Below are 11,732 nucleotides of genomic sequence, written 5' to 3'. Positions count from 1 at the left end.
ACTTCGCGACCACCCCCTGCGACAGCAAAGGACTCACACCATGAGCGCAACCCGCCACTTCCTGACCGACCTGGATTTCACCCCCGACGAGCAGTCCAAGGTGCTGGACCTGGCCGCGGCGATGAAGGCCGACAAGTACGGCTACCAGCCGTTCGCCGGCCCGCAGAGCGTCGCGGTCTTCTTCGACAAGACCTCCACCCGCACCCGCGTGTCCTTCCACGCCGGCATCGCCGAACTCGGCGGCTCGCCGCTGATCATCAACTCCGCCGATTCGCAGCTGGGCCACAAGGAGTCCATCGCCGATTCCGCCAAGGTGCTCGAGCGCATGGTCTCCACCATCGTGTGGCGCACCTTCGCCCAGTCCGGCCTGGAGGAAATGGCCGCGAACTCTTCTGTTCCGGTGATCAACGCGCTATCGGACGACTACCACCCCTGCCAGCTGATCGCCGACCTGCTCACCGTGCGCGAGCACAAGGGCAAGACCGCCGGGCTGACCATGGCCTACCTGGGCGACGCGGCCAACAACATGGCCAACTCCTACCTGCTGGCCGGGGTCACCGCCGGCATGCACGTGCGCATCGCTGGCCCCGAGGGCTACCTGCCCGAGGCCCGCATCATCGAGGCCGCGCAGCAGCGCGCCGCGCTGACCGGGGGATCGGCCACGATCACCACCGATGCCGCCGCCGCGCTGGCCGACGCCGACGTGGTCGTCACCGACACCTGGGTGTCCATGGGCCAGGAAGCCGAGAAGGCCGAACGCCAGCAGCTGTTCACCGGCTACTCGGTGACCGCCGAAGCCATGAAACTGGCCAAGGACGACGCGATCGTGCTGCATTGCCTGCCGGCCTACCGCGGCTACGAGATCGACGCCGAGGTCATCGACGGCCCGCAGTCGGTCGTGTTCGACGAGGCCGAGAACCGCGTCCACGCGCAGAAGGCCGTGATGGCCTGGCTGATGGTCGCCTCCGGCCTGGCCGAAGATCCACGAGTGGAGCTCTAGGATGTCCGCCCAGCCAAGCACCAAAACCGCCCGCCAGGCCCGCATCCGCGCGTTCCTCGGCAACAACTCGGTCAAGTCCCAGGCCGAGCTGCTCGGCCTGCTCAAGGACGACGGGCTGGAAGTCACCCAGGCCACGCTCTCGCGCGACCTGGTGGAAATCGGAGCGGTGCGCATCCGCGACAACTCCGGGCAGCTGATCTACGCGGTGCGCCAGGAAGGCGGGGACCGTTCCCCGAAGACCGCGATCACCCAGGAAGTGCTCGACGCGCGCCTGGCCAAGATCTGCGCCGAGCAGCTGGTCACCGCCGAGGCATCCGGGAATATCGTGGTGCTGCGCACCCCGCCGGGCGCGGCGAACCTGCTGGCCCTGGCCATCGACCACTCGCAGATGCCCTCGATCCTGGGCTGCATCGCGGGGGATGACACCATCATGGTCACCACCCGCGCGGCCGACGGCGGCGCCGAAGTGGCCGCCCGCTTCCTGCAGCTGGCCGAACCGCGCTGACCGGCGCCGCCAGGTGATCGGGCGCTTGCCGCCGCGAACTTTTCCACAGCCCGCGGCGGCTTTGCCATGCCGGTCGAGATGGCGCCCGATGATCGGGGCATGGAACCACTTCAGAGCGCCAGCGCCACGAGCACCGCGGGACCCGCACTGGCCGCCAGCCTGGGGACCGTCGCGCAGCAGCTGGCCAGCGGCACCCCGCTGGACGCCGCCAGCTTGCTGCGCGCCGAAGCTGCGTGCCTGTTGCTGTTCCAGAACCTCTGCGCCCAGGCCTCGGGCTGCGCCGATCCGCGCCTCGCGCTGGCCCACGCCCACTTCGCCGAAGCCTTCAGCCGGCAAGCTTCCCGCACCGTCGTGATGGCGGCAAGCCAGGTGGAGACCAGCGCCGCCCACGCCCTGGACCTCGCCGAATTCGACCACCTGCGCGCGGGCACCACCGATTTCAGCGCCCCTGCGCAATTCGCGCCCGGCCGCACCCTCTACCTCGATGCGGCCACCGTCCTGTCCCAGATGCTGGATGTGAATTATTTCGAGGCCGACCGCCGCGTCAAGGACGCCCATCTGGTCCACGCCCGCAAGGATATCGCCGGCGCTGCCTGCGCCCCGCGTTTCACCCTGCTCGCAGAACACTTCGCCGGCACCCCCGCCCCTGGCACGCCAGTCGCAGATCCGTCCACGGAGGCCTTGCTGTCGCCGGCCGGCTGGGCCCTGCCGGGCCTGCACAGCAGACCGGATCCCCGCGAGGTGCTGAAAACCGCCCGCGCGCTGGACAAGTTCGAACCCGAAGACACCACCTTCGACGGCCTGCCCACCACGGCCACTGCCAAGGCCGCCGACGGCACCTTGCTCGAAGAGCATGCCGCCGCGCACCTGAGGGAAGACCAGATCCGCATCCGGCAGAAGCGCATCAATGGCTTGATCAAGGAGTACAAGGACGCGCACGACCAGGCTCCGACCCCGAAGCTGGGCCTCTTCCGCGGCAAGGTGGTCAACGGGGTCCATGAATTCATCGTCCGTGTCCGGGAGATCGACGCGGAACTCTGGGAATCGCTGATCACGCAGGCCGACAACAAGCGCACCAAGGCCGGCGCCGCCGCCCGCAAGGCCGCAGGCGCCGCCAGCGACAGCACTTCCGGCGATGAGCACGGCGATACCGCAGAGCCGTCTTCCAGCGGACACCCCGGCTCGGAGCCCGACCCCGACCCGGAATTCGACGGCGGCCAGCAAGCGCCTGATGGCAAAGCCGGGTGGGAAGAACCCGCGGAGCACCTCTGGAACAGCGACCAACCTGCTCCGGACTGGGCGGGCGTTGGCCCGCCAGCTCCTGCGGATGATGCCGCGCCAGATCCCGACCCGCCGAACCCGCCGGGCACACCGCTGCCGGGCTTGCCGGCAACTTGTTCGGTGCCCGAACGCCGGCTCAATGCGCTGAACGCAATCCTGCGCAATATCGGCCCCGACAGCCAGGGCAAGCGCATCACCCCCGAAATCGTGGTGCACGCGCGCTTCGAGGATCTCCAGGATCTCGCATCGCTCACCGGCATCAGCGCGCACGGCGTGAGAATTTCCGCGCCCCAGTTGCGCACCATGCTGTGCGAAGCCAAGGTGATCAGCCCGATCTACAACGCGGACGGGGTGATCATGGATATCGGCCGCGACGCCCGGCTCTTCCCGCGCTGGATGAAACTTGCCGCCCGCGACCGGGACGGCGGCTGCCTGGTCCCAGGCTGCACGGCAGACCCGGCACTGATCGAATTCCACCACTTCAAACCGTGGGCCAAGGGCGGCCATACCCGACTCCAGGACTGCTGCCCGCTCTGCGCACTGCACCACACCATGGTCCACAGCGGCTACCTGAAACTGGTCAAGATCAAGGGCCTGCCCCATGTCATCCTGCCCAAGCATCTGGATCCGCAGCAGCTACCGCGGCGCAACACCTATTTCGCCCGCACCTAGCTGCCCGACCTCGCAAAACTGCCGCGCCCTCGACTAGGAGTGCGCGGCAGAATTCGTGCGTTGATGCCATTCGGATCCGATCAGGCGGCAATATCCTCCACGGCATCCAGCGAGAAAGCCCGCTCGAAGGCGGCCTGGACCTCATCAGTATGCGCGACCAGGATGATCTTGTGGATCGGCGAAATATGCTTATTGGTCTCGATCCACCGGCTGATCGCTGCATGCGCGATGCTGGCAACCTGCTCAGGATCCCACCCGAACGCCCCTGCGCCAATCGCCGGGAACGCGACCGAGTGGGCCTCGTGGCGGGCCGCGACATACAGGGAGTTCACGAAGCAGTCATCGAGGATCTTGGGGTTCGGCTTGATCAGCGCCAAGTTGGGGGCCGCGGTGTGGACGACCCACTTGGCATGCAGGTTGCCGGCCTTGGTGACGACGGCAATGCCCGAAGGAATCCCGTCGGGGTAGCGGTTGGCCCGGATTTCCCGGCAGGCGGCCAGCAGGCTGGGACCAGCAGCTGCATGGATCGCGCCGTCGACGCCGCCTCCACCGAGCAGCGAAGGATTGGCCGCATTGACGATGGCATCAACATGAAGGGTGGTGATATCACCCCGGTACAGCTGGATTTCCATTGGGTACCTCCGAAGAACGTTCCGTATCGGCTCTATGATCACACCATACGCCCGGGCGCTGAGTACTGGAAGAGGCAAAACTTAAGGTTTCCTGCGTGTTCCGGAGCCTGGCCAGGCCCCGCAGAGCAGGGCGCAGCGATAAGCATGTGATGCATGAATCGCCGCACCGTTGCATAAATATGAGTTACATTGCATAAAGCTTTGCTAGAGTAGGGTGCAACGTCAATTTTCTCCGGCAGAAAGGAACGGGCCATGGCCTCGTCAACAAATGAAGGATCGCTCTGGGGCGGTCGCTTCTCCGGCGGCCCAGCGGATGCAATGGCAGCGCTGAGCAAGTCCACCCACTTCGACTGGCGCCTGGCCAGCTACGATATTGCCGGATCCCGTGCCCATGCCAAGGTGCTGAACCGCGCGGGCCTGCTCACCGATGCCGAGCTGGCAGACATGATCGCCGCCCTGGACCAGCTCGAAGCCGACGTCATCTCCGAGGCCTATGTCGCAGCGCCAACCGACGAAGACGTCCACGGCTCGCTGGAACGCGGCCTGCTGGAGCGCGCCGGCACCGCCCTGGGCGGTAAGCTGCGCGCCGGCCGGTCGCGCAATGACCAGATCGCCACCCTGGGCCGGATGTTCCTGCGCGACCACGCGCGGATCATCGCCCGCGGCGTGATCGACACCCTTGACGCCATGGTCGAGCAGGCCAAGGCGCACCCCTATGCGCCGATGCCCGGCCGCACCCACCTGCAGCATGCCCAGCCGATCCTGCTCTCGCACCTGCTGCTGGCCTACTCCTGGCCGCTGCTGCGCGATGTGCAGCGCCTGGTCGACTGGGACAAGCGTGCCGCCGTGTCGCCCTATGGTTCCGGTGCGCTGGCCGGCCAGACCCTGGGCCTGGATCCGAACTTCGTCGCCGCCGAGCTGGGCTTCGACTCGGCCGTGCACAACTCGATCGACGGCACCGCCGCCCGCGACGTGTTCGCCGAATTCTCCTGGATCGCGGCCATGATCGGCGTTGACCTCTCGCGCGTCTCGGAGGAGGTCATCCTCTGGGCCACCAAGGAATTCAGCTTCGTGAAGCTGCACGACTCCTTCTCCACCGGCTCCTCGATCATGCCGCAGAAGAAGAACCCCGATATCGCCGAGCTGGCCCGCGGCAAGGCAGGGCGCCTGATCGGCGACCTGACCGGCCTGCTGGCTACCCTCAAGGCCTTGCCGCTGGCCTACAACCGCGACCTGCAGGAAGACAAGGAACCGGTGTTCGACGCCGCGGACACCCTGGAAATCCTGCTGCCGGCGGTCGCCGGAATGATGGGCACCTTGACCTTCAATACCGAGCGCATGGCGGATCTGGCCCCGCAGGGCTTCGCCTTGGCGACCGACATCGCCGAATGGCTGGTCCGCCAGGGCGTGCCGTTCCGCGATGCCCACGAGCTCTCCGGCGCTGCGGTGCAGCTGGCCGAATCGCGCGGCGTGGAACTGTGGGACCTGACTGACGAGGAATACGCCGGCATCTCCGAGCACCTGACCCCGGCGGTGCGCGAGGTGCTCTCCACCGAGGGTTCGCTGAACGCCCGCAACGGCCAGGGCGGCACCGCCCCGAGCGCGGTCGCAGCGCAGCTCGCCGAGTTCGAGCGCCAGCTCGACCAGATCAAGGCCTGGGCCAAGTAGCACCAGGCGGGGCCAAGCGGCCGCCGCGCGGGAAGAATCCTGCCCGGCGGCCGCTTGCGCCTTAACCACGGCTTCGAGCCCTTGCGCATTTGCGCCCGGTTCGCGCTAAAGTGTGATTCATGACTCAACTCCTGGCCCCCGCCGAACTCATCGCGCAGGTCACCACCGCATTGGATGAACTTTCCGTACAGGTGCGGGAGGTTCCCGACACCCAGTACAGCAAGCCCAGTTCGCTGCCGGGCTGGAGCACCGCCCAGCTGATCGCGCATCTGGCCTCCTTCGCGAAGGCCGCCGTGCGCCAGTTCGAGAACGCCGGAGCCCAGCGGCCGCCGCTGATGTACGACGGGGGCGCCGAGGGCCGGATCGAGGCGATCAACATGACCGCGCTGATGCGCCCGGAGTCCCTGCGCGCCTTGGCCGCCGACGCGTTGGCCCAGTTGCGCGCCACCCTGCCTGGTGCCGAAGCCACGTGGGAGCAGCCGGTGGGGTATCGCCCGGGGGCCAAGGCCGCGGACCTGATGTACGCGACCTGGCGAGAGATGCTGATCCACGCCACCGACCTGGACGAATTCCTGCGCCCGGCCGCCAGCTGGCCGCCGGCATTCAGCGCGCATCTGTTCCGGGCGCTCGAAGCCCGCGTTCCGGAAGGAACCCGCCTGGTGCTGCAGCCGCATGGCAAACCCCGGATGGTGCTCGGGGACGGGGCGAAATCGTGGGTGCTCTCGGGCGCCGATTTCGACTTGGCCGCATGGATGGCCGGACGCCCTGCGGCCGGGCCGGTGCAGGTTACCGCGGCCGCCGACGGGGCCGCGGACCCGCAGCTGCTGCCCTGGCCCAGCGATCGCTTGATGAACCGCTAGCCTGGATGGTTAACCGCCGTACCGCATGGACACCGCCCAAAATGTGCTCATGATTATGCACGATCGTGCGGCGTGCGGCGCGCGAAGGGACTAAAATTACTAGGCGTGACTACTTCTGAGAGCATTAGCGACCTGCTGGATCGACTGAGCGAGATCGTGCCCGACTACCCGCAGCCAGGGATCTCCTTCAAGGACCTCACCCCGGTCTTCGCCGACCCGACCGGCCTGCGCCGCATGGTCGACGAGCTGATCGCCCCCTTCGAGGGGCAGTTCGACATCGTCGCGGGCCTCGAAGCCCGCGGTTTCGTGCTGGCGGCGGCCGCCGCCTACGCCTCGGGCAAGGGCATGCTGACCATCCGCAAGGCCGGCAAGCTGCCGCGCGAGGTCTACCGCGACGAGTACACCTTGGAATACGGCACCAGCTGCCTGGAGGTGCACAAGGACGAGATCGCCCCGGGCACCCGCGTGCTGATTCTCGACGACGTGCTGGCCACCGGCGGCACCGTGGGTTCAGCGGTCCGCCTGCTGGAGCAGACCGGTGCCAGGATCGCCGGCGTCGGCGTCGTGCTGGAACTCGATGGCCTCGAAGGACGGGCCAAGCTGCCGGGGCACAAGGTGCTCTCCTTGCAGGTCGTCCACTCCTGAGCCGGGCAGCGCGGTGCCGAAGCGGCAGCCGGGAAGCGGCGCGCAGGTAACAAACCGCCACGCTTCCACGCCGCTGGCGAACAGCCCGGCAGCGGGCCCGGCCAGCGCTTGGCACCGGTGCGCGCGATTACCTGCGCCGGGCCAAAGGCGCGTATCATTATCTGTCCTGTGTTTTTACGTGGGAACCGTTTTACGTAGGGCCCTGTGCTTTGCGCAGGGGCACATTTTGAGCGCGAGGGGAAACTGGATTGACCGATACGATCGAGGCCGATCTGTTAGCTGAATCCGACTATGTGGGCCGCCTGTACGCGCGGCTGGACGAGTTGCGCGCCGAAAAGGTGGAGCAGCTTGAGCGCACCCGGGCCCAGGGGGCGGTGGGCACCTTCCAGAACATGTCCGAACGCGACTCTTTCGCCACCCTCTACGAGGACCGGATTGCCCAGCTCGACGCCGTCGAGGACCGCCTGGTCTTCGGCCGCCTGGATATGGCAGCCAACGGCCAGGGGCAGGAAGCCGGCAACGGCTCATCCTCCGGCACTCCCCGCTACATCGGCCGCATCGGCCTGTCCGACGAGGACCTGAACCGGCTGATGATCGACTGGCGCGCCAGCGAAGCGGCCCCCTTCTACCAGGCGACCGCGCTGAATCCGCGCGGGGTGCGCCGCCGCCGCCACCTGATGCTCAAGGGCCGGACCGTGGCCGGCATCGAGGACGACGTGCTCGACGAGACCTGGCTGGATGAGGGGCACACCCACCACGGCGAGGGCGCGCTGATGGCCGCTTTGCGCGAGAAGCGCACCGGCCGCATGGGCGATATCGTCGGCACCATCCAGGCCGAGCAGGATGCGATCATCCGCGCGCAGCTGCCCGGCGCCGTCGTGGTCCAGGGCGGTCCGGGCACCGGCAAGACCGCCGTCGCCCTGCACCGCGCGGCGTTCCTGCTCTACGAGTACCGCGAACGGCTGAAGAACGCCGGGGTGCTGATCGTCGGCCCGTCCACTTCCTTCATGCGCTACATCGAGCGCGTACTGCCCTCGCTGGGCGAGACCGGCGTGGTCATGTCCTCGGTGGGCGAGCTCTACCACGGCATCCACGCCGTGCCGGAAACCAGCCGCACCGTCGCCCGGCTCAAGGGCCAGCTGTCCATGGCCAGGGTGATCGCCACTGCGGTGCGCAACCGCCAGCGGCTGATTCCGGAAACCCGCACCCTGGTGGTGGAGGGAACCCGCCTGACCCTGACCCCGAAAATGGTCAAGAACGCGCGCGAACGCGCCCGCCACACCCACAAGCCCTACAACGAGGCGCGCGAAACCTTCGTCAAGGTGCTGGTGGGGGACCTGGCCGAACAGCTGCGCCGCAAGCTGGCGGAATCGGCCGGGCAGTCCTCGACCACCGACCGTTCCTACCTGCCCCAGGAAGTGCGCGAATCGCACGATGTGCGCGTGGCGCTGAACCTGTGCTGGATGCCGATGACCCCGCAGCAGCTGGTGGCAGAGTTGTTCGCCACCCCGCACCTTTTGGCCGCCGCGGCCCCGCACCTGAAGGAAACGGACCGCGACGCCCTGTACCGCCGGGCCGGCTCGCCGTTCACCGAGGCCGATGTGCCGCTGCTCGATGAGGCATCCGGGCTGCTCGGCGAGTTCGCCGACCCGCTGGCCGGCACGCACACCGCCCAGTACGAGGCCGACGTGGAAAATGCCAAGGCCGCGCTGCGCAATATGCACACCATGCTGGAAAACGCCGGCATCGACGGTGTGGTCACCGCGGAGCAGGTGGCCGGAGTGAACCAGGAAACTGCGGCCCGGCTCACGGCCGCCGAACGCGCCGTCGCCGATCGCACCTGGGCCTACGGGCACATCGTGGTCGACGAGGCGCAGGAGCTTTCGCCGATGCAGTGGCGCCTGCTGGTTCGCCGCTGCCCGATGAAGTCCTTCACCATCGTGGGCGACATCGCCCAGACCTCGGCCGCCTCGGGCGCCAGCAGCTGGTCCCAGGCCCTGGAGCCGTTCTTCGGTGAGCGCTTCGAGCTCGAAGAGCTGACCGTCAACTACCGCACACCGGCGCAGATCGCCGACGCGGCGGTGCGCGTGGCCCAGGCCGCCGGCCTGCGGATCACCACCCCGCAGGCGGTCCGCGAAGGCGACTGGCCACCGGTGCTGACCAAAACCACCGAGGCCGAAGTCCAGGATGCGGTCCTGGCCGCGCTGGGCGAGGAGCTGGAGTACTCGGCCGGGGGACTGCAGGCGATCATCGTGCCTCAGCAGGATCTGGCCCGCATCCGCGCGGCGGTCCAGGACGTGCATGGCGACCGCGTTGGCGCCGGTTCGGGCGGATTGAGCCAGGACATCGTGGTGATCACCGCGCGCGAGTCCAAGGGCCTGGAATTCGACGGCGTGCTGATCCTGGAACCGGCCGAGCTGGTCGACGAGGTGGACGGCGGCGTGGGCGATTTGTATGTGGCGATGACCCGTACCACCCAGCGCCTGCGCGTGGTCCACACCCGCGAACTGCCTGAAGGCCTGGAAAGCTAGCAGCGCACCGCGGGGTCGGCTATGTGACCAAGGGGCGGGCCGGGGAAGTGGCACGAGCCTGCCACCAAGCGATAACCTTAAACCCATGCGCCGGGAAGGCAACCCCAACTCCCGGTGCGATCACAGGTGCACGCAAGCAGCAACGCGGGCACTCGGGGCAGAACGAAGACAGAAAATGGTCACAGTGAGCATGTCTGATACGAAGCAGAATCCCGTGATTGCGGGACAGAGCAACGACGCATCTTTCGAGAACGTCTGGCAGGAACTCAAGTGGCGCGGCCTGGTGCACGTGTCCACCGACGAAACCGAGCTGGAACGAGCCCTGTCCGAAGAGTCTGTGACCTACTATTGCGGGTTCGATCCGACTGCGCCGTCCCTGCATCTGGGCAACCTGGTGCAGTTGCTGAATATGCGCCGCCTGCAGCTGGCCGGCCACAAGCCGCTGGCCCTGGTTGGCGGTTCCACCGGCCTGATCGGCGACCCGCGCCAAACTGCGGAGCGCACCTTGAACACCAGGGAGACGGTGACCGAGTGGGTCGCCAAGCTCCAGGCGCAGGTTTCCCGCTTCCTCTCCGATGAGGGCGAGAACGCGGTGCAGCTGGTCAACAACCTGGACTGGACGCAGCAGCTGTCGGCCTTGGACTTCTTGCGCGATGTGGGCAAGTACTTCCGTGTGGGCACGATGATCAAGAAGGAGATCGTCGCCGCGCGACTGAACTCCGACGAGGGCATCAGCTACACCGAGTTCTCCTACCAGGTGCTGCAGGGCTACGACTTCCTGGAGCTGAACCGCCAGTACGGCTGCACCCTGCAGACCGGCGGCTCGGACCAGTGGGGCAACCTGACCAGCGGCACCGACCTGATCCGCAAGGTCCAGGGCAACTCGGTGCACGCCTACGGCACCCCGCTGATCACCAACTCCGACGGCACCAAGTTCGGCAAGTCCGAGGGCAACGCCATCTGGCTGGATGCCGAAATGTGCAGCCCGTACACCTTCTACCAGTTCTGGCTGAACACCTCCGACGCGGATGTGATCGACCGCTTGAAGGTATTCACCTTCCTGACCCGCGAGCAGATCGCGGAACTGGCAACCGAAGTTGCAGAGCGCCCGTTCAAGCGCGTCGCCCAGCGCACCTTGGCCTGGGAAGTCACTTCCCTGGTTCACGGTGTGCAGGCTACCGAGCAGGTGATCGCCGCTTCGGCTGCGGTCTTCGGCAATGGCGATCTGGGCGCGATTGATCTTCCTACCTTGGAATCGGTTATCGCGGAGCTGCCTTCGGCGAAGGTTGCTGCGGACGATCTGGGCATTTTGAATGTCCTGGTTGCCTCGGGCCTGAGCAAGTCATTGTCCGAAGCACGCCGTACGGTCACTGAAGGTGGCGCCTACGTCAATAACGGCAAGGTTGGCGGCATCGAAACTGAACTGGCCGAGGCGGACTTCCTGCATGGCCGCTACGCGATCGTGCGCCGCGGCAAGAAGAACATGGCAGTGGCTGAACTGGCCAAGTAGGGCCCAGTAACTACCGCACTACACGAAACCGCCGGAAAAGCTTGTGAACCAAGACACTTTTCCGGCGGTTTTGTTGTACCTAATTATGATAATCCCTAGTCAAGGTAGGATTAGTGGCTGAAATTCGACCCGTAGGCCGATTTTGCGTCGTGGCTGAACCCGTGTAGAGTTTTATCTCGCGCCGCTGATCCGGACAGCCTGAGAGGGTGAAACGGAAACGGCGGGGTGAACAAGACTGAAACGTCGAGTTGACAACGGTCAACTTGGTGGTAGGCTTGTAAAGTTGCTCCGGAGCGAAGCAGTCATCGATGGATTGGTGGTTGTGGTGTCGAGAGTGTTTGTTGTTTGAGAACTCAATAGTGTGCCAAGTTTGTTGATACCGAATATTTTTATTTGGTGAATACATAACATTTGCTTGAGGCATTGCA

9 protein-coding genes are annotated in these 11,732 nt (G+C 66.4%); 8 read left to right on the top strand and 1 reads right to left on the bottom strand.

Annotated features, from left to right (window positions below; all coding sequences use genetic code 11):
- The first annotated feature begins 40 nt into the window (after positions 1-40).
- From argF to ACFVHU_RS08070, 3 genes are all read left to right on the top strand, one after another.
- A complete protein-coding gene (argF, locus tag ACFVHU_RS08080; protein ID WP_388023822.1) occupies positions 41-1,000 on the top strand; it encodes an ornithine carbamoyltransferase in 960 nt (319 codons plus the stop codon).
- Between the two features lies 1 nt (position 1,001).
- Positions 1,002-1,505: an arginine repressor gene (locus tag ACFVHU_RS08075; RefSeq protein WP_105658129.1), complete on the top strand. Its 504-nt coding sequence runs from the start codon at positions 1,002-1,004 to the stop codon at positions 1,503-1,505.
- 99 nt (positions 1,506-1,604) lie between these two features.
- Positions 1,605-3,458: an HNH endonuclease signature motif containing protein gene (locus ACFVHU_RS08070; protein ID WP_388023820.1), complete on the top strand. Its 1,854-nt coding sequence runs from the start codon at positions 1,605-1,607 to the stop codon at positions 3,456-3,458.
- An 80-nt stretch (positions 3,459-3,538) separates the two neighbouring features.
- Here ACFVHU_RS08070 and ACFVHU_RS08065 read toward each other — a convergent pair whose 3' ends face one another.
- On the bottom strand, positions 3,539-4,090 hold the full coding sequence (locus ACFVHU_RS08065; protein ID WP_105661899.1) for a macro domain-containing protein: 552 nt from the start codon (positions 4,088-4,090) through the stop codon (positions 3,539-3,541).
- Between the two features lie 252 nt (positions 4,091-4,342).
- On the opposite strand from ACFVHU_RS08065, the gene argH reads away from it, so the two are divergent.
- From argH to tyrS, 5 genes are all read left to right on the top strand, one after another.
- Entirely contained in the window at positions 4,343-5,758 is a 1,416-nt protein-coding gene (gene argH / locus ACFVHU_RS08060) for an argininosuccinate lyase (RefSeq protein ID WP_105658126.1), read from the top strand.
- A gap of 119 nt (positions 5,759-5,877) precedes the next feature.
- Complete coding sequence (locus ACFVHU_RS08055) at positions 5,878-6,618, top strand: maleylpyruvate isomerase family mycothiol-dependent enzyme (protein WP_388023815.1); 741 nt, start codon at positions 5,878-5,880, stop codon at positions 6,616-6,618.
- A 105-nt stretch (positions 6,619-6,723) separates the two neighbouring features.
- Positions 6,724-7,263 (top strand): adenine phosphoribosyltransferase, encoded by a 540-nt coding sequence (locus ACFVHU_RS08050; RefSeq protein ID WP_388023813.1) that lies wholly within the window; start codon positions 6,724-6,726, stop codon positions 7,261-7,263.
- Between the two features lie 248 nt (positions 7,264-7,511).
- Positions 7,512-9,794, top strand: a complete 2,283-nt coding sequence (locus ACFVHU_RS08045) for a HelD family protein (RefSeq protein WP_388023810.1) — start codon at positions 7,512-7,514, stop codon at positions 9,792-9,794.
- Positions 9,795-9,984: 190 nt separating this feature from the next.
- Positions 9,985-11,304, top strand: coding sequence for a tyrosine--tRNA ligase (gene tyrS, locus ACFVHU_RS08040; RefSeq protein ID WP_105658122.1), 1,320 nt, complete (start codon positions 9,985-9,987; stop codon positions 11,302-11,304).
- Positions 11,305-11,732: the final 428 nt, after the last annotated feature.

The organism is Glutamicibacter sp. NPDC127525, from assembly GCF_042672105.1.
GTDB lineage: Bacteria > Actinomycetota > Actinomycetes > Actinomycetales > Micrococcaceae > Glutamicibacter.
Note: the sequence above shows the minus strand (reverse complement) of the source record. Positions and strands in the feature narration are given on the sequence as shown.

What these genes read in the sequence shown, in the direction of transcription:
- argF (WP_388023822.1), top strand. Translation starts at nt 41, where the DNA reads ATGAGCGCAACCCGCCACTTCCTGACCGACCTGGATTTCACCCCCGAC.
- ACFVHU_RS08075 (WP_105658129.1), top strand. Translation starts at nt 1,002, where the DNA reads ATGTCCGCCCAGCCAAGCACCAAAACCGCCCGCCAGGCCCGCATCCGC.
- ACFVHU_RS08070 (WP_388023820.1), top strand. Translation starts at nt 1,605, where the DNA reads ATGGAACCACTTCAGAGCGCCAGCGCCACGAGCACCGCGGGACCCGCA.
- ACFVHU_RS08065 (WP_105661899.1), bottom strand. Translation starts at nt 4,090, where the DNA reads ATGGAAATCCAGCTGTACCGGGGTGATATCACCACCCTTCATGTTGAT.
- argH (WP_105658126.1), top strand. Translation starts at nt 4,343, where the DNA reads ATGGCCTCGTCAACAAATGAAGGATCGCTCTGGGGCGGTCGCTTCTCC.
- ACFVHU_RS08055 (WP_388023815.1), top strand. Translation starts at nt 5,878, where the DNA reads ATGACTCAACTCCTGGCCCCCGCCGAACTCATCGCGCAGGTCACCACC.
- tyrS (WP_105658122.1), top strand. Translation starts at nt 9,985, where the DNA reads ATGTCTGATACGAAGCAGAATCCCGTGATTGCGGGACAGAGCAACGAC.